Annotated in this window: 22 protein-coding genes; 11 read left to right on the top strand and 11 right to left on the bottom strand. The window is 73.0% G+C overall.

The genetic code is table 11. From position 1 onward, the window contains the following. The first annotated feature begins 174 nt into the window (after window positions 1-174). Window positions 175-966 carry a hemerythrin domain-containing protein gene (locus tag ACZ4W5_RS21565; protein WP_465656235.1) on the top strand — a complete coding sequence of 264 codons (792 nt, stop codon included), beginning with the start codon at window positions 175-177 and terminating at the stop codon, window positions 964-966. Window positions 967-1104: 138 nt separating this feature from the next. Here the strand turns inward: ACZ4W5_RS21565 and ACZ4W5_RS21560 are convergent, their stop codons facing one another. Continuing rightward, on the bottom strand, window positions 1105-1716 hold the full coding sequence (locus ACZ4W5_RS21560; protein WP_465656233.1) for a DUF6891 domain-containing protein: 612 nt from the start codon (window positions 1714-1716) through the stop codon (window positions 1105-1107). A 69-nt stretch (window positions 1717-1785) separates the two neighbouring features. Here ACZ4W5_RS21560 and ACZ4W5_RS21555 point away from each other — a divergent pair, with 69 nt between their 5' ends. Continuing rightward, a complete protein-coding gene (locus tag ACZ4W5_RS21555) occupies window positions 1786-2748 on the top strand; it encodes a DUF1152 domain-containing protein (protein WP_465656231.1) in 963 nt (320 codons plus the stop codon). Between the two features lie 34 nt (window positions 2749-2782). Here the strand turns inward: ACZ4W5_RS21555 and ACZ4W5_RS21550 are convergent, their stop codons facing one another. Together ACZ4W5_RS21550 and ACZ4W5_RS21545 are read right to left on the bottom strand one after the other, a co-directional pair. Beyond that, window positions 2783-3328: a DUF1707 and FHA domain-containing protein gene (locus tag ACZ4W5_RS21550; RefSeq protein ID WP_360228051.1), complete on the bottom strand. Its 546-nt coding sequence runs from the start codon at window positions 3326-3328 to the stop codon at window positions 2783-2785. 192 nt (window positions 3329-3520) lie between these two features. Then, a complete protein-coding gene (locus ACZ4W5_RS21545; protein WP_360228048.1) occupies window positions 3521-4105 on the bottom strand; it encodes a DUF1697 domain-containing protein in 585 nt (194 codons plus the stop codon). A gap of 95 nt (window positions 4106-4200) precedes the next feature. Here ACZ4W5_RS21545 and ACZ4W5_RS21540 point away from each other — a divergent pair, with 95 nt between their 5' ends. After that, the gene (locus tag ACZ4W5_RS21540; protein ID WP_360228045.1) at window positions 4201-4671 is read left to right on the top strand and encodes a pyridoxamine 5'-phosphate oxidase family protein; all 471 of its coding nucleotides are present in this window, start codon (window positions 4201-4203) and stop codon (window positions 4669-4671) included. Window positions 4672-4727: 56 nt separating this feature from the next. On the opposite strand, the gene ACZ4W5_RS21535 is transcribed toward ACZ4W5_RS21540, so the two are convergent. Continuing rightward, entirely contained in the window at window positions 4728-5084 is a 357-nt protein-coding gene (locus tag ACZ4W5_RS21535; RefSeq protein ID WP_360228042.1) for an arsenate reductase family protein, read from the bottom strand. 151 nt (window positions 5085-5235) lie between these two features. Between ACZ4W5_RS21535 and ACZ4W5_RS21530 the strand changes: the two genes are divergently transcribed. Together ACZ4W5_RS21530 and ACZ4W5_RS21525 are read left to right on the top strand one after the other, a co-directional pair. Beyond that, window positions 5236-6453: a cytochrome P450 gene (locus ACZ4W5_RS21530; protein ID WP_360228039.1), complete on the top strand. Its 1218-nt coding sequence runs from the start codon at window positions 5236-5238 to the stop codon at window positions 6451-6453. Between the two features lie 231 nt (window positions 6454-6684). Next, entirely contained in the window at window positions 6685-7773 is a 1089-nt protein-coding gene (locus ACZ4W5_RS21525; RefSeq protein ID WP_360228036.1) for a PP2C family protein-serine/threonine phosphatase, read from the top strand. Here the strand turns inward: ACZ4W5_RS21525 and ACZ4W5_RS21520 are convergent. Next, entirely contained in the window at window positions 7760-8386 is a 627-nt protein-coding gene (locus ACZ4W5_RS21520; protein WP_360228033.1) for an exonuclease, read from the bottom strand. The genes ACZ4W5_RS21525 and ACZ4W5_RS21520 overlap by 14 nt on opposite strands. Before the next feature lie 217 nt (window positions 8387-8603). Between ACZ4W5_RS21520 and ACZ4W5_RS21515 the strand changes: the two genes are divergently transcribed. The 5 genes from ACZ4W5_RS21515 (at window position 8604) to ACZ4W5_RS21495 (ending at window position 16619) form a co-directional block, all read left to right on the top strand. Beyond that, entirely contained in the window at window positions 8604-11126 is a 2523-nt protein-coding gene (locus ACZ4W5_RS21515) for a hypothetical protein (protein WP_465656227.1), read from the top strand. Then, entirely contained in the window at window positions 11123-12139 is a 1017-nt protein-coding gene (locus ACZ4W5_RS21510) for a phosphotransferase family protein (RefSeq protein ID WP_360228027.1), read from the top strand. Before ACZ4W5_RS21515 ends, ACZ4W5_RS21510 begins: the two co-directional genes overlap by 4 nt. Window positions 12140-12356: 217 nt before the next feature. Beyond that, complete coding sequence (locus ACZ4W5_RS21505) at window positions 12357-13118, top strand: class I SAM-dependent methyltransferase (protein WP_465656255.1); 762 nt, start codon at window positions 12357-12359, stop codon at window positions 13116-13118. Window positions 13119-13416: 298 nt separating this feature from the next. Continuing rightward, window positions 13417-14481, top strand: a complete 1065-nt coding sequence (locus ACZ4W5_RS21500) for a class I SAM-dependent methyltransferase (RefSeq protein WP_360228024.1) — start codon at window positions 13417-13419, stop codon at window positions 14479-14481. 65 nt (window positions 14482-14546) lie between these two features. After that, the gene (locus ACZ4W5_RS21495; RefSeq protein WP_465656224.1) at window positions 14547-16619 is read left to right on the top strand and encodes a hypothetical protein; all 2073 of its coding nucleotides are present in this window, start codon (window positions 14547-14549) and stop codon (window positions 16617-16619) included. A 15-nt stretch (window positions 16620-16634) separates the two neighbouring features. Here the strand turns inward: ACZ4W5_RS21495 and ACZ4W5_RS21490 are convergent, their stop codons facing one another. Together ACZ4W5_RS21490 and glnA are read right to left on the bottom strand one after the other, a co-directional pair. After that, a complete protein-coding gene (locus tag ACZ4W5_RS21490) occupies window positions 16635-18278 on the bottom strand; it encodes a translation initiation factor 2 (RefSeq protein ID WP_360228018.1) in 1644 nt (547 codons plus the stop codon). Window positions 18279-18597: 319 nt separating this feature from the next. Then, window positions 18598-20010 carry a type I glutamate--ammonia ligase gene (gene glnA, locus ACZ4W5_RS21485; RefSeq protein WP_360228015.1) on the bottom strand — a complete coding sequence of 471 codons (1413 nt, stop codon included), beginning with the start codon at window positions 20008-20010 and terminating at the stop codon, window positions 18598-18600. A 398-nt stretch (window positions 20011-20408) separates the two neighbouring features. On the opposite strand from glnA, the gene ACZ4W5_RS21480 reads away from it, so the two are divergent. Next, complete coding sequence (locus ACZ4W5_RS21480) at window positions 20409-20876, top strand: RDD family protein (protein WP_360228012.1); 468 nt, start codon at window positions 20409-20411, stop codon at window positions 20874-20876. Between the two features lie 125 nt (window positions 20877-21001). Here the strand turns inward: ACZ4W5_RS21480 and ACZ4W5_RS21475 are convergent, their stop codons facing one another. The 4 genes from ACZ4W5_RS21475 to lipB all read right to left on the bottom strand — a co-directional run bounded on the left by ACZ4W5_RS21475 (window position 21002) and on the right by lipB (window position 24155). Next, window positions 21002-21691, bottom strand: coding sequence for a DUF4191 domain-containing protein (locus tag ACZ4W5_RS21475; protein WP_360228010.1), 690 nt, complete (start codon window positions 21689-21691; stop codon window positions 21002-21004). A 133-nt stretch (window positions 21692-21824) separates the two neighbouring features. Continuing rightward, window positions 21825-22082: a hypothetical protein gene (locus ACZ4W5_RS21470; RefSeq protein WP_465656221.1), complete on the bottom strand. Its 258-nt coding sequence runs from the start codon at window positions 22080-22082 to the stop codon at window positions 21825-21827. 182 nt (window positions 22083-22264) lie between these two features. Next, window positions 22265-23218, bottom strand: coding sequence for a lipoyl synthase (lipA, locus tag ACZ4W5_RS21465; protein ID WP_350504590.1), 954 nt, complete (start codon window positions 23216-23218; stop codon window positions 22265-22267). A gap of 154 nt (window positions 23219-23372) precedes the next feature. Further along, window positions 23373-24155: a lipoyl(octanoyl) transferase LipB gene (lipB, locus tag ACZ4W5_RS21460; protein ID WP_465656254.1), complete on the bottom strand. Its 783-nt coding sequence runs from the start codon at window positions 24153-24155 to the stop codon at window positions 23373-23375. Between the last annotated feature and the right edge of the window lie 77 nt (window positions 24156-24232).

Below are 24232 nucleotides of genomic sequence, written 5' to 3'. Positions count from 1 at the left end.
GCGGTCGCAGCAGCCGCCCCCGCCCCCGTGCAAGCCCCCGTGCAGGTCCCCGCGCAGGCCCGTGACCTGCGCGTCAATCGGACATTGATTCGCTTCTGATCGACTGCGAGCACCTTGGATGGGGCGGTCCTCACCGGCCGCCCCTCCGTCCTCACCAGCCGTGAAGAGAGTGCCATGCCGATCCACCTGCTGCCTCCGCCCGCCGTCTCCGTCCCCGCCCAGGCGGAGCCCGGAGTCGACCCCCGGGACGCGTACGGGCCGGCCACGGACGAGGAGCCGGTCACCGTCCGGTTCGCCGGCCTGCGGCTGGTGCACGCCGCCCTGCGCCGGGACCTCGCACGACTGCCCAACGCGCTTCGGCTGCTCCAGCCCGACGAGGAGGACAAGGGCGAGGCCGTGCTGCGGCACTGGACCTTCATGACCGCCATGCTGACCTGCCACCACGAGCAGCAGGACACCCGGATCTGGCCGATCGTGCGGCGCTTCGCGCCCGAGCTGCGGCTGCTGCTCAACTGGCTGGAGGCCGACCACCACAACCTGGACCACTCCTTCACCCGGGTCACCACGCTGGTCCGGATCGCCAGCCGGGACACCGGCAGCGCCTGGCCGGTCGCCTACGCGATGGAGGACCTGGCCGCCCGGCTGGAGACCCACCTGCGGATCGAGGAGCGGCAGTTGCTGCCCAGGATGGAGCTGGTGGTGCCCGACAGCTCCCGGCTCGGCGGCCTCGCCGAGCTGCTCGACCTGCTGCGCGGGGCGGACGGTCCGGGTACGGCGGACGCGCTGGCCTGGCTGCTGGACGGGGTCGACCCGGTGCTGGTGGAGCGGCTGCTGGCCGAGTGCGACGACGACGTGGCCCGCAACTGGCCGCACTGGCAGGCGACCTACCAGCGCTGCACCGCGCCGCTGTGGGGGGCGGCGGGCGAGGGCGCGGCCGGCGGCGGCCTGGGGAGCCTGGTCGACTGAGCGCCGGGTCCTTTCGCGGGTCGTCGATCTACGCGCGTGGCACGTGCCGACGACATATGCCCGCGCCCGGCCGAGCCGCGTCGGAGCCGTGACCCCAGCCCGCAGCACACGTTGGCGCTCCCCGGCGCGCGGCCGCCCCTACTCCGGCAGGCGGTTGAGCCACTCCAGCGGAGCGACCCGGATCGCCGTGTGCGGCGAGCCGTCCCACTCCACCGGAAGGCCGACCGCTTCCACCGCGGCCACCACGGCCCGGCCGATCTCCACCGTCCGCTGCTCCGCGGCCCCGTCCGGCTCCTCCCCGGTGTGGAAGCCGCCGTAGCGCAGCATCAGCCCGCGCCCGGCCGCGGCCGCCTCGGTGTCCTGCTGGTGGAAGAAGACGAAGCCCCGCGAGTCCTCCTCCGCCTCGCCGCCGATCTCCGCGTAGCCGCAGGCGGCGCAGCAGGTGAAGTCCATCGCCGCGACGATGCCCTGGTCCTCCAGGAGGTCGAAGGCCTGCGCCAGTCGGTCCACGTCCGTGAGCTCGGGCCAGTGCGCCTGCTCGGCCAGCCGTTCCTCCCACAGCGGAGCGACGATCCGCTCCGCCTCCTCCTGCGTCAGCCCCTGGTCGTCGAGGACCTCGACCAGGGACTCGGCTATCTCGTCCGGCTCCTGGAAGCCGCACCGGATCAACTCGCGAGCCCGCTCCTGGGCTTCGAGCAGCACGTCGGGGGTGAGTGCCGTGTCCTGGGCCGTGCCCGCATCCTGGGTCATGTCCGCATCCTGGCACCCGGCACTGACAATTCCGGACCGAGGCCACCACCCGTGCGCTACCGTCCGGCGGTGACCTCTCTGCTGCAACCCCCGCTGATCACCCGGCTGCTGGCCGCCGAGCGCATCCTGATCGCCGGCGCCGGCGGCGGTTTCGACGTCTATGCCGGACTCCCGATCGCCCTGGCCCTGCGGGCCGCCGGCAAGGAGGTGCACCTGGCCAACCTCTCCTTCACCCACCTCTACGGGCTGCCCGGCGAGGTCTGGCACGAGCCCGACGTGGCCAGGATCGGACCCGACACCCCCGCCCCCGAGGGCTACTTCCCGGAACGCACGCTGGCCCGCTGGCTGCGGCTGCACGGGATGCCCGACACGGTGTGGGCCTTCCCGACGGTGGGCGTCAGACTGCTCCGCGAGGCCTACCGCAGACTGGTCGCCCACCTGGGCGTGGACGCGGTCCTGCTGGTGGACGGCGGCACCGACATCCTGATGCGCGGCGACGAGATGGGACTCGGCACGCCCGAGGAGGACATGGCGAGCCTGGCCGCCGTGGCGGGCCTGACGGAGGTGCCGGAACGGCTGGTCGCCTGCCTGGGCTTCGGCATCGACGCCCACCACGGCGTCAACCACGCCCTGGTGCTGGAGAACCTCGCCGCGATCGACCGGGCCGGCGGCTACCTCGGTGCCTTCTCCATCCCGCGCGGCAGCCGGGAGGGCGCGCTCTACCTGGACGCCGTCGAGCACGCCCGGGCCGCCTTCCCGAAGCACCCCAGCATCGTCAACGGCTCGGTGGCGGCGGCGCTGCGCGGTGAGTTCGGCGACGTGCAGTTCACCGAGCGGACCAAGGGCGAGCAGCTCTTCGTCAATCCGCTGATGACGCTCTACTTCGGCGTCACGGTCGAGGCGCTGGCCGCCGAGAACCGCTACCTGGACCGGCTGGAGCACACCGTGGTGACCCGCCAGATCTCCACCCTGATCGAGGAGTTCCGGGACGAGCTGCCCAGCCAGCGGCCGCCCCGGCAGTTCCCGCACTGACCCGGGGCCGCCGGCTGCCCGGTACCGCCGCGGCTCAGTGCGGTGCGAGCCGGAACTCCAGGTTCCCGAACCGCACCTGGTCGCCCGGCCGTACCGGGATCCCGCCCGCGATCCGCCGCCCGTTCACATGGGTGCCGTTGGTCGACCCGAGGTCGTACAGCACCCAACCGCCGTTCTCGTGCCGCAACTCGGCGTGGTGCCGGGAGACCGAGGCGTCGTGCAGCCGCAGCCCAGAGCCGGGGATCCGGCCGATCGTCAGCAGTCCGGCCCCGGCCTGCGGCAGGCTCAGCCCGGGCAGCCGCTCGGTGCGCCAGGCCCGGTTCAGCCGGGTGCCGAAGGCGGAGGCCCGGCCGACCGTCCGCAGGACGAAGCGCTCGACCGGCCCGCCGGTGGGCAGCCCGGCCACCGCCGCGTCCAACTCGCCGCGGCTGGTTGCCTGGAGGACGATGTCCATCCGGCCGAGGAAGGTGTCGTGCGACAGCCGGCCGCTGCCCGCGCCGTCCCGGAGCAGCCCGAGCGCCTGGTCCCGTTCGGCGTCGGAGGGCCGGACGGCGCCGGTGGGGAGCTCAGGCTGCGTCATGGCCCGATTGTCGGTTCGACCGGCTTCGACTGTCCAGATCGCGCGGGGTACCGGCGCGGGGTTCGTACCTCACTGAGCGACAGACGCCCGCTCCACCTGCGCGGTTCCCGCTCCGCCGGGGTGCTTCCCGCCCGGCCGTCGCCCGCCTGTCCGCTGCCTGTCCGCCGTCCGTCCGTCGCCCGGGGCGGGCGGTCAGCCCTTCCGGGCGGCGGCCAGGATCTTCTCCGTGGTGTGCAGGAACCGGGAGGTCACCGCGCCCCGGTACGACTTGCCGAACATCTCCCTGGTGACCCACTTGCCGTCCTGGAGGTGGACCACCACGTACGCCGCGCCCGGATCGGTGCCCAGCACCTCGAAGTCGCCCTTCGGCGAGCGGTGCGGCCCGGCGAGCTCGGCCGGCAGCGGCTCGGAGAGGAAGGCGATCACCAGCCGGACGTCCGGGGTGACCTCGACGCCCCGGAACGGCTCGGCGGCGAGCAGCGCGGCCACCTCGTCGACCGTCCGCAGCAGCACCGGCACCGGGTAGCCGAGCGCCTGCTCCAGGTGCGCCTCGATCCGCGCGGTCAGCGCGGCCCGGTCGGGTTCGTCGGTGCGGAAGAAGACGTTCCCGGTCTGGATGTACGAGCGGACGTCGCCCAGCCCCAGCTCGGTGAAGAGCGCCCGCAGCCGCTCCATCTTCACCGTGCGGCCGCCGACGTTGATGGCGCGCAGGAACGCGATGTACTGGGTGGAGGCGTTCGACGCGTTCGTGGACGCGGATGATCTTGTGCTGGTCACCCCGCCAGTCTGGCACCGCCCGCCGACAACGCCCGCCCGTCGAACCCCGCCGTTCGTACCCGGCGGTCGTCAGTGCCGGGTGCCAGACTGGCGCCATGGCTACCTGGCAGGATTTCGAGCACGAGGAACCCGAACTCGCGGCCCTGGTACGGGCCCGTTTCGACGCCAACAAGCACCACGTCCTGGCGACGCTGCGCAAGGACGGCTCACCCCGGGTGAGCGGGTCGGAGGTCGACTTCGTCGGCGCCGACGCCTGGCTCGGGTCGATGTACGGCGCGGTCAAGGCGCGCGACCTCCAGCGGGACGCGCGGTTCGCGCTGCACGCCCACCCGGGCGACGAGACCATGGCCGGCGGGGACTCCAAGCTCTCCGGCCGCGCGGTGGAGGTCACCGACGAGAACGAGCTCGCCGCCTTCGCGGCCGACCTGCCGGAGCCGCCGCCCACCCCGTTCCACCTCTTCCGGCTGGACATCCAGCAGGTGGTGCACACCAGCCTGGACGGCGACGCCCTGTGGGTCCTCAACTGGCACCCGGGCCGGCCGGTGGAGCGGACCCAGCTCCACTGACCGATCGACCCGGAGTGCCTACCGCAGGCCGTAACGGCTGCGACCGACCTTGACGCCTACGGCAGAACCGACTTGAGCGCCTCGGGAGTCCGGGCCACGACGGCGTGCCCGTCGTCCGCGGTGATGATCGGCCGCTGGATCAGCACGGGGTGCTCGGCCATCGCCGCGATCCAGCGCGCCCGCTCGCCGGCCTCCCGGGGCCACCCCTTCATCCCCAGCTCCTTGGCGACCGGCTCGTCGGTGCGGGTGATGTCCCACGGCTCCAGGCCCAGGCGCTCCAGCACCTGCTCCAGCTCGGCCACGGTCGGCGGGTCCTCCAGGTAGCGCCGCACGGTGAACTCCGCCCCGGCGGCGGTCAGCTCATTGAGCGCCGTCCGGCACTTGCCACAACGCGGGTTGATCCAGATCTCCATACCGACCAGCCTATCCGCGCCGCGGCCCGGCCCCGGACCGCCGACGCCGCCGGATCCCGCCGGCGCCGGGAACTCCGCCGTGCCCGCCCGCTGTTCACGAACCAGGAACCAGCACGTCGGCAGGAACCAGCACGTCGGAGGGGAGCACCAGATGGACGGCGCCGCGATCATCGAGCAGCTGATGACCACGGAGGTCAGGACCGACCCGTACCCGCTCTACGCCAGGGCGCACCAGCTCGGCCCGGTGGCCCCGGCGGGGGACGGCATGTTCGTGGTGAGCGGCTACGCGGCGGTCAACAGGGTGCTCCGCACGCCCGCCTTCGGCGTCGCGACCGCCGACATGACGGCCGGCCTCGCCCCGGAGTTCGCCGAGCACTCCTCGCTCGCCCTGTTCGGCCGCTCGATCCTCCAGCGCAACGCCCCCGACCAGCCCCGGGTCCGCTCGCTGATCGCCTCGGTGTTCACCGCCCGCCGGGTCGCCGCCCTGCGCCCCGCGGTGGAGGCGGCGATCGGCCGGCTGCTGGACGGGATGGCCGAGCAGGGGGCTGACGGCTCCCCGGTGGACTTCATGGACGCCTTCGCCTTCCGGCTGCCCGTCGGCGTGATCTGCGAGCTGCTCGGCGTGCCCGAGCAGGACCGCTACCGCTTCCGCGACCTCGCGTCCGACCTGACCGTCGCCCTGGAGGTCACCCAGGACTTCGACGAGCTGGACGCCGCCGACCGGGCCGCCGACGAGCTGTCCGACTACTTCACCGCGCTGATCGCCGAACGGCTGGCCCGCCCGCAGGACGACCTGGTCAGCGACCTGGCCCGGATCGCCGCGGAGGACGGCGGGCGGCTGTCCGGAGCCGAGCTGCTGGCCAACCTGGTGCTGCTGCTGGTGGCCGGTTTCGAGACCACCACCAACCTGCTCGGCAACGGCCTCGCCCTGCTGTTCCGCCATCCCGAGGTGGCCGCCGGACTGCGCAGCGGCGCGGTCACCCCGGCCGGGTTCACCGACGAGGTGCTGCGCTTCGACTCCCCGGTCCAGGCCACCGCGCGGGTCGCCCTGGAGGAGGGCCTGTCGGTCGAGGGCCTGCCCGTCCCGGCCGGCAGCGGGCTGACCCTGCTGATCGGCGCGGCCAACCACGACCCGGCCCGGTACGAGCGGCCGACGGTGTTCGACCCGTCCCGTACGGACAGCCAGCCGCTCAGCTTCGGCGGTGGCACCCACTTCTGCCTGGGTTACCAGCTGGCCCGGCTGGAGGGCGAGCTCGCGGTGCCCGCCCTGCTGGATCGTTTCCCCAGGCTCGCCCAGGGCGGTGTCCCGACCCGGCGTGACCGCCTGGTCCTGCGCGGTTACGAGACGCTGCCGGTGACCGTCCGGTGACCCTCGGCTGACCGACCGCTGACTGACCGCTGACCGGCCGGTGACCTTCCGCTGACCCCCCGCTGACCCTCCGCAGACCGCCCGCTCCCGGCCCGGGCCGCCCCGGCCCACCCGCCGGAACCCGGGACGTTCGGCCATTCGTGACAGGGCCGTCCGTGGGGGAGCATGGAGGGACGAATCCGGTCATCCCTGGCGAAATCACCCAGGCCCGGTCAGCAGGAGGTCCCCGCCGTGTCCGCCCCCCGCCCGCCGCAGCTCGCGGTCGCGCAGTCCCGGGTGCCGCGCTGGGTGCCCTGGCTGCCGGTGGTCCTGCTGCTCCTGGACCTGGTCACCGAGGCCGTCGTCCCGGACGCGGTGGCGGCCGGTTTCCTGCTCACCGCCCTGCCCGTGGTGGCCGCGTTCAGCTACGGCCCGGTGCTGACCGCCACCAGCACGGGCGGCGCGCTGGCCCTCCAACTGCTGCTGGCCCTGCGCGCGGGCCACGTCAACGAGCAGCACCACGTCTGGGTGTACATCGCCACCGCGCTGTCCGGGGTGATGGGCACCGCCCTGTCCTGGCAGCGCACCCGGCAGAACCGCACCCTGCTGCAGGCCCGCACCGTCGCCGAGACCCTGCAGCGCACGGTGCTGCGACCGGTGCCGGAGCGCGCCGGCGGCCTGCGGGTCGCCGGGCTGTACCGCCCGGCCCAGGCCGAGGTGCTGGTCGGCGGGGACCTCTACGAGGTGTGCGACACCCGCTTCGGCGTCCGGGTGCTGCTCGGGGACGTCCGCGGCAAGGGCCTCGGCGCGGTCCGCACCGTCGCCGACGTGCTCGGCGCCTTCCGGGCGGCCGCCCACGACACCCCGGGCCTGGTCGAGCTCTCCGACCAGCTGGACCGCGCGGTGCTGCGCGACGCGGCCGACTGCGGCGACGACGAGCTGTTCGTCACCGCCGTCCTGCTCCAGTACCGCCCGGGCACCGACTGCGTGGAGTTCGTCAACCGCGGCCACACCACCCCGTTGCTGCTGGGCCGGGGCACCATCGCCCCGGTGGCCTGCGCCGACGACCTCCCGCTCGGCCTGGGCCACCTCCGCCCCGAGGACGAGCCCGCCAAGCCGACGACCGTCGCCCTGCCCCCGGGGTACACCGTCCTGCTCTACACCGACGGCGTCAGCGAGGCCCGCGACGCCACCGGGGCCTTCTACCCGCTCGCCCCGCGCCTGGCCGCCCTGGACAGTACGGCGCCGGAGCGAGTGGTGTCCTTCCTCGCCCGGGACGTCCACCAGTACGCGGGCCTGCTCGCCGACGACCTCGCCGTGCTCGCCCTCACCCCCGAGTAGCCCCGGCCCACTCCCACAGGTTCGCGAACAGCACCGCCTGCTCCCGCGCGTCGTCCAGCGCGTGGTGGGTGTGCGGCAGGTCCGGCAGCAGCTCCGCCGGCATCGACCGCTTCCCGATCCCGGCGAACGGCACCCCCGCGCGCGCCGCGTACAGCGTCTTGAGGTCCAGGCACCCGGAGTGCCCGAACGGGCTGGAGCCGGTGAACCGCATCAGGTACCAGTACAGGAACTGCCAGTCGTACACGGCCGGGTACGCCACCATCACCGGCCGGTACCGCAGCCCGTCCGGCCCGGTCCGCACCCGCTCCACCCAGCGCCCGAACTCCCGCAGCGCCACCCCGGGCTCCGCCCCGCCCGCCTCCAGCGCGGCCCGCTCCAGCCCCGACACCGCCAGCGCCTCCGGCACCCACTCCGCACTGATCGGCCGCAACTCCCGGTAGAACCCCGCCGCCCCCGCCCCCACGACGTCCGCCCGCCGAAACCCCGCCCCGTCGTCCCACCCGGCCACCACCGCCCCGAAGCTCACCATCGAGTACGGCCCCGGAATCGGCCCGTCCGCCTCCACGTCCACCGACACGTACACCGTCGGCGCCACCCGCTCCTTCTTCCCCATCCCCCCATCCAACCGCCCCCCGCAACCCCATTTCCGCCCACCGCCTCTCCAGCAAGGCGCCGCCCTCACCGCATCGCTCCATCGGGGCAAACCGGGCGTCGGGAGCTGGTACAACAGGACGGAGGGTGCCGGTCGGCACGTTCTGCTTCTCCGCGTACGGGCACCGGACGGGTGGACGGGGGTAGGGGTGGGCATTCAACCGCGGTTCCGGCGTGCGGTGGCGCAGCAACGACGCTTCGTGGACCGGCTGGCGGCACTCGAGGCGTTCCGGTCGGAGCTGGAGTGGACGGAGTCGGACCACGCGGACCCGGAACCCCGGGTGCTGAACCTGACCGGGGTCGGGGGCATCGGGAAGTCGCGGCTGCTGCGCGAGTTCCGGACGCAGTGCGCCGACGGCCACCGTACGGCCCTGCTGGACCTGCAGAACCCGGTGATGCGCCAGCAGGAGGACGCGCTCGCCGCGCTGCGGGTCGAACTGGGTTCCCAGGGCGTGCAGTTCGACCGGTTCGACATCGCGTACGCGGTGCTGTGGCAGCGACTCCACCCGCATCTGCGGATCAACCGCAAGGACCTCCCGTTCGTCGACGCGAGCGAGGTCCTGACCCAGGTGGTGGACGAGCTGACCGGTCTGCCCGTCTTCGGCAGCGCGGTCGGCCTGGTGAAGCTCACCCAGCTCGCGGTGCGCAGCGGTCGGCGGCGCCGGACGATCCGTCAGGACGAGACCCTGCAGCACCTGGACGGCCTGTCCAACGCGGACCTGGTCGACGCCGTGACCTTCCTGTTCGCGGAGGAGCTCCGGGACGGCAGCCGGGCGAGGCCGTACGTGGTCTTCGTGGACGCCTTCGAGGCCCTCGTCCCCACCCCCGTGCGCTCGGGGCGGGTGGCGTCCGCCGACGCGTGGCTGCGCGACCTCATCGCCCAACTCGACCGCGGCCTGGTCGTGGTGGCGAGCAGGGAGCCGCTCGGGTGGAACGCCTACGACCCGGCCTGGGCGCAGATCATCCGGTCGCACCGGATCGCGGGCCTGCCGATGGAGGCCCGGCTGGAGCTGCTGGAGCACTCGGGCATCGGCGAGGGCGCCGAGCGGAGTGCCATCGCGGAGGCGAGCGTGGGGCTCCCCTTCTACCTCCACCTGGCGATCGACACCCGCACCCAGCAGCCCGCCGCGGCCGCCGGGCGGGCGGCCCGGACCGCCGTGTCGGCCGAGGAGATCCTCCAGCGCTTCCTGGCGCACGTGGCCGCGGACGAGATCCGACTGCTCGAAGTGCTCTCCGCTGCCCGGCAGTTCGACTACCCGTTGTTCCGGCACCTGGCCCGGAGTTTCGACCTGCCGGGCAACCGCCTGGTGTGGGAGGCGCTGACCTCCTACTCGTTCGTCCACCGCGCCGAGGACGGCTTCCACCGTCTGCACCAGCTGATGCTGGCGGCCCTGCGCGGTCGCCTCTCCCCGGCGGCCCAACGGGAGATCCACACCGTCCTGTTCGGCTACTGGGAGCGCCACGGCGCCAGGGGCGTCGCCGCGGTCCCGGCACAGCGGACCGAGGGGGAGACGGCCGTCGGCGGGCCGGAGGCCGCCCGACGCAACGTCCGGGCGCTCCAGGAGGCCGTCTACCACGGGCTGCGGGCGCAGCGGCTCAGCGGGCCGGACGTGCTGGACCACGCCGATCGCGCACTGCGGCACGGTGGGCGGCCCACGGTGGAGGGCATCCTGCGGGACCTGCGCAGCCACCTGGCCGCCGGCCCGGCCGCCGACCCCGAACTGTCCGAGACGGCGCTCTGCCTGGAGACCGAGGCCGCGGTCCTGATGGGGGACGCTAGTACGGCCAACCACCTGACGCCCGAGGCGACGTGGCCCCTCGCCACGACCGTCGGCGCCCGCCTGGCGGTGGCGGCGGCCAACGGGCGCCGGATCGCGGGGCGCACGGCCGAGGCGCTGAGCCTGTACGGCCGGGTCTGGGACGAGCACGACGGCGCGACGCGGCTGACGGCCGGACTGTGGGCCGCCGACCTGCACATGTGCCAGGGGCGCTTCCTGGACGCCGACTCGCTGGCTGCGCGCATCCAGGCCGATGCTCCGGACGACGCGGCGGAGCTGCGGGGCGACGTCGCCAGGCTCCGCCACCTCGCCCACCGGTTCGCCTTCGACTGGGACGCCTCCCTCCGCCACCTCCACGAGGCCGAGCGCGAGTACCAGCGGGCCGGCTCCCTCGTCGGCTCGGCCAACATCCTGGTCAACCGCGCCGAGCTGCTGGCGCTCACCGATCCCGGGGCCGGGGTGCGGGAGGCCTCCGCGGCGATCGAGGTGCAGCAGGGGATGGGCGCCCTGCACGAGCTGGGCAAGGCCTACACCGCGCTGGCGGGTGCCCTGCTCAACCTCGGGCGCACGGAGGAGGCAGCGGCCGCACTGCAGACGGCCTGCCACCACCTGGAGCGGGCCCACTACCGTTCGGGGCGGGCGCGCGCGGAACTGTTCCGCGCCTACCTGCACGCCCGATGCGGCGACGGCGCGGCCGCCGACCGCTCGGCCCGCTGGGCGATCGCCGAGTTGGAGACCGCCGAGGTCTATCCGACCCTGGTGCTCGCGGCCTGCCTGCTGACGGAACGGCTGGGTACGGCGGACGACGCGATCGAGCGCGCCCGCTCCCGGGCGCGCGCCGCGATCCAGCCCATCGACTCGCTGGCCGCGGTCGAGGACCGCATGGCACGCGTCATCTTCGCACTCGTGGAGGGCACCCCGTGAGCAACGATCCGATCACCCTGTACCGCACGGCACTTCGGGCCACCGACGGCGCCTCCGGGTACTACAACCACAATCTGCGGGTCGACACGGTCGACGGCGCGCCGGTCCTGGTCCGCATCCCGATCCCGGGCGCCGCCACGATGGACCTCGCCGTCTGGCCCGAGGACGCCGTCCTGGCCGCCGCCGGCCGGTACGTGCGCAACGTCCCGCAGGTGGTGCACACCAGTGCCGAACCGCGGTTCCAGATCCACGAGTTCGTCGAGGGGCAGCTGCTGGAGGACACCGCCCCGCGGGGCACGCCCGTACCGCGGCACGTGCTCACCGACGTCGTGCGCTTCTTCGCGGAAGCCGCCCGGGTGCCCCTGGACGACCTGCCGCGGCTCCCGGCCGACTGGCCCCAGGGCGGGGACACCCCCGGCTTCGCCCGGCGGCTGTCCGACGTGACCCGAGGCGTGCACGACCGGTACACCGCCGAGTACGCCGACCTGTTCGCCGCGCTCGGCTTCCCGGCGGACCCGCTGCGCCCGGCGCTGGACGGCTGGGCCGGCCTGCGCCCCCGCTGCTTCGGCCTGGTCCACGCCGACCTGCACCGCAAGAACCTGCTCCTGCGCTCCGGGCAGACCGTCTTCCTCGACTGGGAGCTCGCCCTGTGGGGTGACCCGCTCTACGAGCTCGCCGTCCACCTCCACAAGATGGCCTACCTGCCGGAGGAGGAGAAGGAGGTCGTCGAGGGCTGGGCCGAGCACTTCGGCCGGAGCGCCCCGGGCTGGCAGCAGGACCTGCCCCGCTACCTGGCCCACGAGCGGATCAAGTCGGCGGTCGTGGACGCCGTCCGCTACACCGGGGAGATGACCGACGACTGGGACGACCGGGCCCGCCGGCATGCGTTCTGCACCCGGCTGGCCCGCAAGGTGAACCGCGCCAGGCCGTACTGGGGCCACCACGAACCGCTCACCGACCGGGCCGTCCACGACGCCGTCGCCGCCTGGCACGCCGCCCACCCCCGGCCCTGAGTGGCCGTAGCGATTCCCCCGGGGACCTGCCCGGGGCGGTCCCGCGGCGCGCGCACGCGATCACCGCCGCCCGGAGCGTGATCCGGCACCCCCGCCCCCGCCCGGCGTCCTGGTGTCGTTCGGGGGTGCCTGGGCGGGGCACCGAGGTGGTCACCCGACGTGGCGATACCGTCACGGGGTGACAGAAATCGATGCCGACCGGCGGTGGTCAGAGTCCATGCCGGCGGCCTACGAAAAGTATCTGGTGCCCGTGGTCTTCCGGCCCTTCGCCGAGGACCTCGCCGCGCGGGCCGCGGCACTCCACCCGGGCAGAGTCCTCGAACTGGCCGCGGGCACAGGCGTGTTGACATCAGGCCTGCTCGCAGCGGCGCCCTCGGCCGAGGTGACGGCCACCGACCTGAACGAGGCCATGGTCGCGCTCGGGTCGACCCGGGCCCCGGGCGCGGTGTGGCGGCAGGCCGACGCGCAGCGGCTGCCGTTCCCGGACGGCGGCTTCGACCTGGTGGTCTGCCAGTTCGGCGTGATGTTCTTCCCCGACCGCGTCGAGGCCTACACCGAGGCCCGCAGGGTGCTGGCCCCGGGCGGCAGGTTCCTGTTCAACACCTGGGGCCCGCTCGGGACGCACGCCTTCCAAGCCGCGCTGCAGGCCGGGCTGGAGCGGGCCTTCCCCCACGACCCGCCGCGGTTCTTCCCGACGGTTCCGCACGGCTACGCCGACCCCGCCGTCGTGGCCGCCGATCTGGTGGCCGCCGGGTTCACCGTCGAGGACGAGCAGGAGCTGACGCTCCAGGGCCGGGCCGAGTCGACCGCGGACCTCGCCACCGGGTACCTCACCGGGACGCCGGTGCGCGCGGCCGTCGAGGAGCGCGGCGACGGCACGGCCGTCCGGGCCACCGTCATCGAGGAGATGACGGCCCGTCTGGGCCCGGGGCCGGTCACCGCCCCGATGACGGCGTACGTCTTCCGCGCCGCGGCCTGACCACCGGACCCGCCCGCGCCGAGGCCGACGAGCCCGCGGCGCCCGTTGACACACCGCTGCCACGTGGCTACCTGCGGGAATCGTCCGGCAGCCGCGCGCCCGTCCGGCAGCCGCGCGCCCGTCGGGCAGCCGCGCGCCCGTCGGGCCGCCCCGAGCCGCGGCGACGAGTCGCGCTGGGCGGCGTAGCGTGGGCAGAGGAGAAGAGATTCCGTCGCCGTCTCATCGAGCCGTCGCCACGAGTGTGGTCGGCCGCACGTCTCGTCCCCTTCGCCGCGGCCCGATGGCGAGAGGAGGAGCGATGTCCGTCGCAGAACTGGACGCGGTGAAGCAGGAGGAGTTCGGCGGCCGCATGGTCCAGGTGCTGAACGACGCCTGCCTGTGCCTGATGACCGGTCTGGGCCACGAGAGCGGGCTGTTCGACACGATGTCCACCATGGCGCCGGCCACCAGCGCCGAGATCGCCCGGGCCGCCGGGCTGGACGAGCGCTACGTCCGCGAGTGGCTGGGCGCGATGGTGGTCGGCGGCTTCGTCGACTACCAGCCCGAGCAGGCCACCTACCACCTGCCGGCCGAGCACGCCGCGGCGCTCACCAGAGCGGCCGGGCCGGACAACCTGGCGCGGATCGCCCAGGACGTCGGCATGTGCGGGGAGGTCGAGCAGCGGGTGCTGGAAGCCTTCCGCACCGGGGCCGGGGTGCCGTACTCGGCGTACCCGCGCTTCCAGGCCCTGCAGGCGGAGGAGTCCAGGGAGGTGTACGACCTGGCCCTGGTGGACGGCATCGTCGCGCTGGTCCCCGGCCTCACCGAGCGGCTGCGGTCCGGCATCGACGCGCTGGACATCGGCACCGGCCAGGGCCACGCCGTCAACGTCCTGGCCCGAGCCTTCCCCGCCAGCCGCTTCCACGGGCTCGACCTGTCCGAGGAGGGCATCGCGGCCGCCCGCGCCGAAGCCGCCGAACTCGGCCTGACCAACACCGACTTCCAGGTCGGCGACTGCGCCGAACTGACCGGCTCCTACGACCTGATCACCGCCTTCGACGTCATCCACGACCTGGCCCGGCCCACCCGCACCCTCGCGGCCGTCGCCGGCGCCCTGAAGGACGACGGCGTCTTCCTGATGGGCGACATCTCCGCCTCCAGCCGGCTGGAGGAGAACCTCGACCACCCGCTCGGACCCGCGCTCTACACCTTCTCGACCTTCTACTGCATGAGCGTCTCGCTCAGCGAGGGCGGCGAGGCCCTGGGCACCGTCTGGGGCGAGCAGACCGCTCTGCGGATGCTCGCCGAGGCCGGCTTCGGCCAGGTCGACACCCAGCGGGTCGAGGGCGACATCCTCAACGTCTACTACGTGGCGCGCCGCTGAGACGAACCCGCGCCGCCGCCTCCACCGCGGCGTCATCCTTCCCTGCGGGCCCTAGTGTTGGTCCCATGTCTGAGGAGACGCGCAACAGCGTGGACGGGCGGGCGGAGACTGTCGTCCAGGCCAGGAGCATCGGGGAGTTGCACTTCCATCAGCAGGGTGGCGGCCCCGAGAGCTCGGTGCCGTTCCAACTGCCGCCGGTGACCGGGCCGTTCGAGAACCGGCTGGCCGAGCAGGACCGCGTCGTCCGGGCCGTGGCGGAGCACACCGAGGACGCCGGTCCGCTGCTCGTGGCGCTGACCGGGATCGGTGGGATCGGCAAGACGGCCCTCGGATACCAGCTGGCGCGCCGGTTCGCCGACCGCTTCCCGGACGGGGTGCTGCACGTCGATCTCGACGACCTGCGCCGGGAGGGCGTGGTGGATGTCGCGGACGCCGTCGGCGGCATGCTGACGGCGCTGGGGGTTCCGCCCGAGCGGCTGGAGCGCAGCGCCGCCGGACGTTCGAAGCAGTACTGGTCGCGGACCCGGGACAAACGGCTCGTCGTCCTCGTCGACAACGCGCGGTTCGGCAGCGAGGTCCGGGCGTTCCTGCCGGCCTCGGGCCGGAGCCTGGTGATCCTCGCGAGCCATTCGCCGCTGTACGACCTCGACGGGACGGCCGCGGTGGAGGTGGCCGTCGGCCCGTTGTCCCTGGACGACGCGGTCCGCCTGCTCGGGAACATCGTGGAGGACCCGCGGCTGCAGGCCGAGCCGGAGGCCGCCGCGGAACTGGCCCGGGGCTGCGGAGGCCTTCCCGCTGCGTTGCAGGTGGCCGGACAGTGGGTGCGCAAGTACCGCCGACGGAGCCTGTCCCGGCTGGTCGAGGAGCTGACCGCCGAGCTGCACGGGAAGGGGATTCCCATGGTCGAGGCCGTCTGGGACGCCGCGTACGAAGGGCTGGCGCCGGCCGCCGCGCGGCTCTACCGGCTGCTGCCGCAGCATCCCGGGCCCGCCCTCGGGGAGTTGCCGGCGGCCGCCCTGCTCGGCGTGGCCCCCGGCCGGGCCGCCGACGCGCTGGAGGAACTGGAGGCCGCCGGCCTGCTGGAGTACCGGCTGGACGGCTACCGCATGCACGACCTCCTGCGCGGCCACGCCGAACGCCGGGCCCGGCAGAGCGATCCGGACGGTACGGCCGGGGCGGCCGCCCGGTCGTCCGTCGTCAGGTGGTACCGGAGGCAGGCGGCCCGCGCGGACCTCACGGCGGCCGGCCGGCGGATGACCTTCGCGCCGCCGGTGGACCCGGTCGGCCCGGAGGTGGCCGACGTCGACTTCCCGGACGCGGCGGCGGCCTACCGGTGGCTGGAGTCGGCGCGGCTCGCCCTGTTCGGGTGCGTGCGGACTGCGGTCGAGGACGGACTCCACGAGGACGCCTGGGCACTCTGCGAACCGCTGTGGACCCACTTCCTCGATCATCCGCACTACGCGGACGTGATCGACGCCTTCCGGCTCGGGGTCGCCGCCGCGGATCAGGCCGAGTACCTTCCGGCCATGGTCCGGATGCGGTGCCAGCTGGCCCGACCGCTGTGGGAGCAGGGGTGCCACGAGGAGGCAGCCCGGCTCGTCGATCACGCGCGGCAGGCCTCGCTGCTGTTGGACGGAGTGCTTCCCGACCGGACGGAGGAGCGCAGACTGCAGGCGTCGGTCGTGGAGTTCAGCGGTCTGCTCAAGTCCTCGAACGGTGACCTGAGCGGGGCCGCCGCCGACTTCGAGGCGTCCCGGGCCGTGCACGCGGAGATCAAGAACAAGTACGGGGTGCTCCTGCAGACCTACCTGCTCGGCCGGACCGCCCTGGCGGCTGGGGACCTCGACGGCGCGGTCCGGTTGCTGGAGCAGAGCCATCGCATGGCGCGGGACCAGGAACGCGGCCGGATGACTTCGCGGTCGGGCTTCGAACTCGGGCGGGCGTTGCGGCTGTCGGGGCGCACTGAGGAGGCGGAGGCCTTGGTCCGGGCCGCCTTGGACGGGGCCCGCGAGCGGCGCTCGGGTACCGACGAGGTCCGGGTGCTGGAGGAACTGGCGGCCCTCGCGGAGGCTCGGGGCGACCTCGCCGAGGCCGAGCAGCACCGGGCTGCCGCCCGGCAGCTCCGGGACGGCGGCTGAGGGCCGGTCGGGTTATCAGAGTTCGTGGTCGAGGTCCTCGGGGGCGGGAGGGCACACCTGGACGCGTACGGTGAGCGGCCCCGCTCCGCAGGTGAGGACGACCGGGACGGCGGACGCGACGGCGGCGGGCGTTGCGGCACTGAGCCAGGCGTGTACCGCCGAGACCGCCGCCACCGGATCGATGCGTGACATCCGGCCCCCGGCCCGGTGCGGCTCCACCCGGATGCTGAAGAGCCCGTGCGCGCGGTGCCTGAGGAGGCACCGCTCGGCGGACAGGACCGCGGCGGCCGTACGGCAGAGCGGCGCCTCCTCCAGGACGTCGGCCGTCCAGCCGGCCGCCGTCCAGGTGGTGGAGGCCCGTCGCGGCTCGGCCGGGCCCGCCGCGGTGGCCGTCCGGGCCCACCGCCACAGCACGGCCGCGCTCTGCACCGCTCGCGGCCCGGCCTTCGGATGCTCGGCCGCGAGGTGGTGCACCGTGCGCGGGGTCTGCGGGGGGAAGCGCTCCACGCTGATCCGGAGGCCGTCCAGCTCCGTTCGGACGGCGTGGGCCGCCGGACGGTGGTTCACATCGTCCGGGGCGGGGAAGGCCCGGGCTTCCGGAGCCGCGGCGACGGGGTCCAGGCCGAGCATCCGGTAGAGGCTTCGCTGCAGTCGCGGCAGGGCCTCGCCCTGCCGCGCGAAGGCGGCCTCGGCGACGGGACGCGGGTCCGTCCCGGCGGCCTCCGGAAGGAGCTCCTCCAGTTGCCGAGCCTCGGCGAGCCGGGGAGCCAGGGCGAGCAGTCGCGCCATGGGGCTCCCGGGGAGCAACTCCTCGCCGCCGTCGTACGCGTTCACGACCGGACGTCCGAGTGCGGCCGCGTACAGGGCGGTTGATCCGTGATCAGTGACGACGGTGTCCGCCGCGACCAGGAGCGCGGCCCACTCCTCGTACGGCCGGGACAGCACCAGCCCCGCGGCCAGGGCCGGGGCCAGCCGGCGGGACAGGTCGAACGCGCCGGTCCGGCTGTACTCGTTCGGATGCAGGACCAGGGCGACCTGGAAGGCGTCCTGGGGCAGCAGGGCGACGAGTTCGCCGGGCAGGCCGGGGCGTTGGGACAGGAGGGATTCCGGCCCCCAGGTGGAGGTGAGCACGACCAGCTGTCGCGGTCCCGTCCCCAGGGCGTCGCGGTAGTGCGCGCGGTGGCCGGTGGAGGCCAGGAGCCGGTCGAGGGTGGGATCCCCGACCACGCTGGCCCGGGCCGCCAGGGGAGGGCAGTGCTGGGTCAGCAGGGCGACCTGGTCGTCGTGGGCGAGGGCGTGCAGGTCGGCCCAGGGGGTGCCGCCCGGCAGCAGGTAGGCGGGATCCATGCCCGACGGCACGCCCGGTGAACCGTCGTTGCGGACGGCCTTGTTGAAACCGGCCCCGTGCGGGAGCAGGACCCGGGGGCCGGCGAGTTTGCGCAGCTCACCCTTGGGGCTCGCGGCCAGCACCAGGTCGTGGTCGGTGCGGAGGGCTTCCTCCCACGGCACGGTCCGGGCACCGGACCGGTCGAGTGCGGCGAGGGCCTCGACCCCGAAGTCGGAACCCGGGGCGAGCGTGAAGCGGATGCTGATGCGCGGATCCCCGAGGAACACCGGCAGCACGTCCAGGAGCCGGTGGAGCGCCCCCGCGGACCGCACCGGGACCAGGACCGCCCGCTGCCCGCTGCCCGCTGCCCGCTGCCCGCTGCCCGCTGCCCGCTGCCCGCTGCCCGCTGCCCGCTGCCCGCTGCCCGCTGCCCGCTGCCCGCTGCCTGAAAACCTTCCATTGTGTCAGTTTGAAAGGATCCGACACAAGAGTGCGGAGGAGTGGCGGACTCGACTCGGTGGGCCTCGTGTGGCATGTCCCGATCGTATCGATCGAGGCATCCTCATTCCGGCCCTGCCCGGTGCAAGGGAGAGGGGCCGCCACGCTCCGTGAGGAACGTGACGACCCCGATGGTGGCCCGTGGGGACCTGTTTAGAGGTCGTAGTACAGCTCGAACTCGTGCGGGTGGGGCCGGAGGGCGATCGGGGCGATCTCGTTGGTGCGCTTGAAGTCGATCCAGGTCTCGATCAGGTCCGGGGTGAAGACGTTGCCGGCCAGGAGGTACTCGTGGTCGGCCTCGAGGGCCTCCAGGACGGCGGGGAGGGAGGAGGGCACCTGGGGGACGTTGGCGTGCTCCTCGGGGGCGAGCTCGTAGAGGTCCTTGTCGACCGGCTCCAGCGGCTCGATCTTGTTGCGGATGCCGTCGAGGCCGGCCATCAGCATGGCGGAGAAGGCCAGGTACGGGTTGGAGGACGGGTCCGGGGCGCGGAACTCGATGCGCTTGGCCTTGGCGTTGGAGCCGGTGATCGGGATGCGGATCGCGGCCGAGCGGTTGCGCTGGGAGTAGACCAGGTTGACGGGCGCCTCGAAGCCGGGGACCAGGCGGTGGTAGGAGTTCACCGACGGGTTGGTGAAGGCCAGCAGCGAGGGGGCGTGCCGGAGCAGGCCGCCGATGTAGTAGCGGGCGGTGTCGGAGAGCCCGGCGTAGCCCTGCTCGTCGTAGAAGAGCGGGGAGCCGTCGGTCCACAGCGACTGGTGGACGTGCATGCCCGAGCCGTTGTCGCCGAAGATCGGCTTCGGCATGAAGGTGGCCGTCTTGCCGTTCCGCCAGGCGACGTTCTTGATGATGTACTTGAACAGCATCAGGTCGTCGGCCGCGTGCAGCAGGGTGTTGAACTTGTAGTTGATCTCCGCCTGGCCGGCGGTGCCGACCTCGTGGTGCTGGCGCTCGACCTGCAGGCCGGACTTGGCCAACTCCAGGGACATCTCGGCGCGCAGGTCGGCGAAGTGGTCGACCGGCGGGGTGGGGAAGTAGCCGCCCTTGTACTTGACCTTGTAGCCGCGCACGTCGCCCTCGGCGGCGCCGGTGTTCCAGGCGCCGGCCTCCGAGTCGATGTGGTAGAAGGACGCGTTGGCGCTGGTGTCGAAGCGCACCGAGTCGAAGACGTAGAACTCGGCCTCGGGCCCGAAGAACGCGGTGTCGGCGATGCCGGAGGAGGCGAGGTAGGCCTCGGCCTTCTTGGCGACGTTGCGCGGGTCGCGGCTGTAGGCCTCGCCGGTGACCGGGTCCTGGATGAAGAAGTTGATGTTGAGGTGCTTCTCGGCCCGGAAGGGGTCGAGGCGTGCGGTGGCGAGGTCCGGGACCAGGGCCATGTCGGACTCGTGGATGGCCTGGAAGCCGCGGATCGACGAACCGTCGAACATCAGGGTCTCGGACGGATCGAAGGTCGCCGCGGGTACGGAGAAGTGCTGCATGACGCCCGGCAGATCACAGAAGCGGACATCGACGAATTTCACGTCGTTGTCCTGGATGAACTGCTTCACTTCGGCGGCGTTGTTGAACATCCATCCTCCTCGGCTCGCGAATTGGGGCTCACCCTAGGAATGGGTCGTTTCCAGCCGGTGACCCGCTCGTTTCCTAGATGTTAACCGCGACCGCCGAATGGGCGGCAAAGGCCTACGGGACGGGGCAAATCGCCCCGTGGAGCTGGGGGTCCTCCGAGAAATGGTCTGGACCACAGGTAAGCCTGGTGAGCGGGATTCACCCGGTCGTGGAGCCAACCCGGTCCCGGCCCGGTCCTAACCCGGTCCCTGCCCGGTCCCTGCCCGGTCCCTGCCCGGTCCCTGCCCGGTCCCTGCCCGGTCCGAGGGCGGTCCCGAGGGCGGTCCCGGGCCCGGAGCCGCGCCCCGCCGGGAGGGGAGCCGGTGCCGGTCCGCGGCGTGAGCCCGGTTAGTGTGGATTCGTGGACACCAGAGAAGCGTTGGGATCGTGGATCGACGGCCCCAAGGCGGCCGCCGAGAAGATGGGTGCCGACTTCGGCTACCGCGGCGAGCGCCTCGGACTGCCCAAGGAGGGCCCCGGCTCGATCGCCGGCCCCGGCCGACGGATCGGTGCCCTGTTCGTGGACGGCTGGCTGGTCTCGCTGATCGCCTTCGGTCTGCTGGCCAAGGGCGACACGGCCGAGGCCAACCTGTGGACCCTCCCGCTCTTCTTCCTGGTCGCGGTCCTGCTGCTCTCCACCACCGGCACGACCCTCGGAAAGCGGCTGTTCGGCCTCCGGGTGATCCGCCTGGACGGGCGTCGCGCCACCATCCCGCAGGTCCTGCTGCGCACCGTGCTGCTGTGCCTGGTGGTGCCGCCGCTGGTCTGGGACCGCGACACCCGGGGCCTGCACGACAAGGCCGTCGGTACGGTCGAGGTCCGGATCTAGCGGAGCCCGGCCCCAACGGCGCACACCGGGAGCCAGCCCGAGCCCAGGAACCCGAAAACGTCGAACGGCCCCGCCCCGGAGCTTCCGGGGCGGGGCCGTTCAGTGTTGTCAGCGGAGGGGGAGGGTCAGCGGACCTGGCCGCCCTTGGGCATCCGGGCACCCTTGGGCATCGGGCCCTTGGGGATCGGCGCCTTGGACAGCAGGTCGCCCAGCGCGCGCAGCCGGTCGTTGGTCTCGGTGACCTGGGCGGCGGTGATCGCACGGGGCAGGCGCATCAGGTGGATCTGCAGCTTCTTGAGCGGGACCTCGCCCTCGCCGGTGCCCACCACGATGTCGTGCACCGGGATGTCACCGACCACGCGGGCCATCTTCTTCTTCTCGGAGGCCAGCAGCTGGCGCACCCGGTTGGGGTTGCCCTCGCCGATCAGCGCGATACCGGCCCGGCCGACGGCGCGGTAGACCGCGTCCTGGTTGCGGGTGACCGCGACCGGGGTGGAGTTGGAACTCCAGCCGCGCCGGATGTTGTTCAGCACCGCAGCTACGGCGCCCGGCTGCCCCTCCATCTGCCCGAACGCGGCGCGTTCGGCCCGGCGCCCGAAGACGATCGCCATGGCCAGGACGGCCACGATGAAGCCCAGGATGCCCAGATAGATGGGGTGGTCGATCGCGAAGCCGATGGCGAGGAACACGCCGAAGGTCAGCAGGCCGACGCCGGCGATGATCAGGCCGATCTTGGTGTCGACCTTCTTGGTCATGGTGTACGCCAGACGGATCTGCTTCAGCCGTCCGGGGTTCTCGGATGTTTCCCTCGCCATAACGCTCATGGTACGTGGCACGGGTACGGGATATCCAAGCCCGGGTACCCGTTCGCCCGAACCGTGACCCGTCCGCCCGCACACCGTCGCGCACAGCGACGGCCGGTCTCGTCGCGCACGGCGACGGCGGACCTCACCGTCCCGCGCCGCGCGCCCCCGTCGGGCCGACCGCCCCGACCGTCCCGACCGGGCCGTCGTGCCGGCGGTCCGCCGCGTGCCGCCGGTCCTCGCACACCGCCGCCCAGGCGTTGCGCCGGGCGTGCTGCTGGCCGGGGGCCAGCAGGACGCTCTCGGCGAACCGCAGCGCCGCCCCCACCGACCGGATCCGCATCCGCATGCCGAACAGCTCCTCTCGTGGCTGAGAAGAATCGAACGCCCACCAGGCGTCCATCGTCCCCACCCCGTGTTACCAGCCCGTGACCAGGCGGTCAAAGCGTGATGAAACCCGGAAGGGCGGAGCCGCGGCTCCGCCCTTCCAATGGCTCAAACAGCTCAACAGTTCAACAGCTCAATGGACCCGAACAGCCCGAACAGCCCGAACGGCTCGAACGGCCCCCGGGACCGACGGCCAGGTCAGACCGCAGCCTGCTCGCGCTTCTCCAGCGCCTGCCGGTACAGCCGCCCGGCCCGGTACGAGGAGCGCACCAGCGGGCCCGACATGACACCGGCGAAGCCCAGCTCCTCGGCCTCCTCCTGGAGCTCGACGAACTCCTGGGGCTTGACCCAGCGCTCCACCGGGTGGTGGCGCAGCGAGGGCCGCAGGTACTGGGTGATGGTGATCAGCTCGCAGCCGGCCCCGACCAGGTCGGCCAGCGCCTGGCTGACCTCCTCGCGGGTCTCGCCCATGCCCAGGATCAGGTTGGACTTGGTGACCAGTCCGGCGGCGCGGGCCTGGGTGATGACGTCCAGGGAGCGCTCGTAGCGGAAGGCCGGGCGGATCCGCTTGAAGATGCGCGGCACGGTCTCGACGTTGTGGGCGAGCACCTCGGGGCGCGAGGAGAAGACCTCGGCCAGCTGCTCGGGCACCGCGTTGAAGTCGGGGATGAGCAGCTCGACGCCGGTGCGGCCGGCCGCGCGCTCGGCGGTCATCGCGTGCACCTGGCGGACGGTCTCGGCGTACAGCCAGGCGCCGCCGTCCTCCAGGTCGTCGCGGGCGACGCCGGTGATGGTGGCGTAGTTGAGGTCCATGGTGACGATGGACTCGGCGACCCGGCGGGGCTCGTCGCGGTCGAACTCGGCGGGCTTGCCGGTGTCGATCTGGCAGAAGTCGCAGCGGCGGGTGCACTGGTCACCGCCGATGAGGAAGGTCGCCTCGCGGTCCTCCCAGCACTCGAAGATGTTGGGACAGCCGGCCTCCTGGCAGACCGTGTGCAGTCCCTCCTTCTTCACCAGCGACTGGAGGGCGTTGTACTCCGGCCCCATCTTCGCGCGGGTCTTGATCCACTCGGGCTTCCGCTCGATGGGGGTCTCGCTGTTGCGGACCTCCAGGCGGAGCAGCTTCCTGCCGTCGGGCGCGACAGCGGACACGTGCGACTCCTAGAACTAGACGGGGTACCCCCAGGGTACGCCTGTGGTTGTGCGGCCTTCGTCGGGCCTGCCGCCCTGCAATCGCAGGGCAACACGGCTACCGGCCAGTAGATTCCCAGTGGCTGGCGGGATTCCAGCGTGCTCCGGGAAGACTTCAGCTGCTGAGCGAGCGACTGAGCGCGGGCTCCGGCAGCTCGGCGAAGACGTCCTTGAGGTGCCGTTCGACCGACGGCAGCGCCTCGCTCACCGGGAAGTCCCGGCCCAGCTCGCCGGCCAGCGAGGCGACGCCCGCGTCCCGGATGCCGCACGGCACGATCTTGTCGAAGTACGTCATCTCCGGATCGCAGTTGAGCGCGAAGCCGTGCATGGTCACCCCGCGGGCGACCCGCACGCCGATCGCGGCGAGCTTGCGGTCGCCGCCGCGCTGCCCGGCGTTGGACGGCGCGTACTCGGGCCCGGCCAGCCGCGGGTCGATGCCCAGCGGCAGGCCCATCCGCAGGGTCAGCTTGCCGATGTCGACCACCTCGGCCGGGTCCACCACGGCGTCCGGGAGGTTCTCGCCGAGCACCCAGACCCCGCTGCGGCCCTCGACCCGGGTGGTCCCGACGCCGAAGTCGGCGGCGGCGCGGATCAGCGCCTCCTCCAGCCGGCGGACGTAGGCGATCACGTCGATCGGGTCGGGCAGCTTGATGATCGGGTAGCCGACCAGCTGGCCGGGGCCGTGCCAGGTGATCTCGCCGCCCCGGTTGACCTCGACCACCGGGGTGCCGTCCAGCGGCAGGTCGGCGGGGTTGGTGCGCTTGCCCATGGTGTAGACGGGCGGGTGCTCCAGCAGCAGCACGGTGTCGGGGATCTCGTCCGCGACCCGCAGCGCGTGCAGTCGCTGCTGTTCCTCCCACGCCTCCTCGTACGGGACGACGTGCTCGCCTATGCCCATTCGGACGAAACGTACGTTCTCGCTCACCGCTGCCGCTCCTTGCCAGGCGTTCGAGACCAACCTCGCCACTGTACGCC

The organism is Kitasatospora sp. NPDC029367 (assembly GCF_055569135.1).
The sequence above is the reverse complement of the archived record's forward strand: the minus strand, read 5'-3'. Positions and strand labels throughout refer to the sequence as shown.

What these genes read in the sequence shown, in the direction of transcription:
- ACZ4W5_RS21495 (WP_465656224.1), top strand. Translation starts at nt 14,547, where the DNA reads ATGTCTGAGGAGACGCGCAACAGCGTGGACGGGCGGGCGGAGACTGTC.
- glnA (WP_360228015.1), bottom strand. Translation starts at nt 20,010, where the DNA reads ATGTTCAACAACGCCGCCGAAGTGAAGCAGTTCATCCAGGACAACGAC.
- ACZ4W5_RS21550 (WP_360228051.1), bottom strand. Translation starts at nt 3,328, where the DNA reads ATGACGCAGCCTGAGCTCCCCACCGGCGCCGTCCGGCCCTCCGACGCC.
- ACZ4W5_RS21530 (WP_360228039.1), top strand. Translation starts at nt 5,236, where the DNA reads ATGGACGGCGCCGCGATCATCGAGCAGCTGATGACCACGGAGGTCAGG.
- ACZ4W5_RS21475 (WP_360228010.1), bottom strand. Translation starts at nt 21,691, where the DNA reads ATGGCGAGGGAAACATCCGAGAACCCCGGACGGCTGAAGCAGATCCGT.
- ACZ4W5_RS21565 (WP_465656235.1), top strand. Translation starts at nt 175, where the DNA reads ATGCCGATCCACCTGCTGCCTCCGCCCGCCGTCTCCGTCCCCGCCCAG.
- ACZ4W5_RS21535 (WP_360228042.1), bottom strand. Translation starts at nt 5,084, where the DNA reads ATGGAGATCTGGATCAACCCGCGTTGTGGCAAGTGCCGGACGGCGCTC.
- ACZ4W5_RS21520 (WP_360228033.1), bottom strand. Translation starts at nt 8,386, where the DNA reads ATGGGGAAGAAGGAGCGGGTGGCGCCGACGGTGTACGTGTCGGTGGAC.
- ACZ4W5_RS21540 (WP_360228045.1), top strand. Translation starts at nt 4,201, where the DNA reads ATGGCTACCTGGCAGGATTTCGAGCACGAGGAACCCGAACTCGCGGCC.
- lipB (WP_465656254.1), bottom strand. Translation starts at nt 24,155, where the DNA reads ATGGGCATAGGCGAGCACGTCGTCCCGTACGAGGAGGCGTGGGAGGAA.
- ACZ4W5_RS21505 (WP_465656255.1), top strand. Translation starts at nt 12,357, where the DNA reads ATGCCGGCGGCCTACGAAAAGTATCTGGTGCCCGTGGTCTTCCGGCCC.
- ACZ4W5_RS21500 (WP_360228024.1), top strand. Translation starts at nt 13,417, where the DNA reads ATGTCCGTCGCAGAACTGGACGCGGTGAAGCAGGAGGAGTTCGGCGGC.
- ACZ4W5_RS21470 (WP_465656221.1), bottom strand. Translation starts at nt 22,082, where the DNA reads ATGGACGCCTGGTGGGCGTTCGATTCTTCTCAGCCACGAGAGGAGCTG.
- ACZ4W5_RS21560 (WP_465656233.1), bottom strand. Translation starts at nt 1,716, where the DNA reads ATGACCCAGGATGCGGGCACGGCCCAGGACACGGCACTCACCCCCGAC.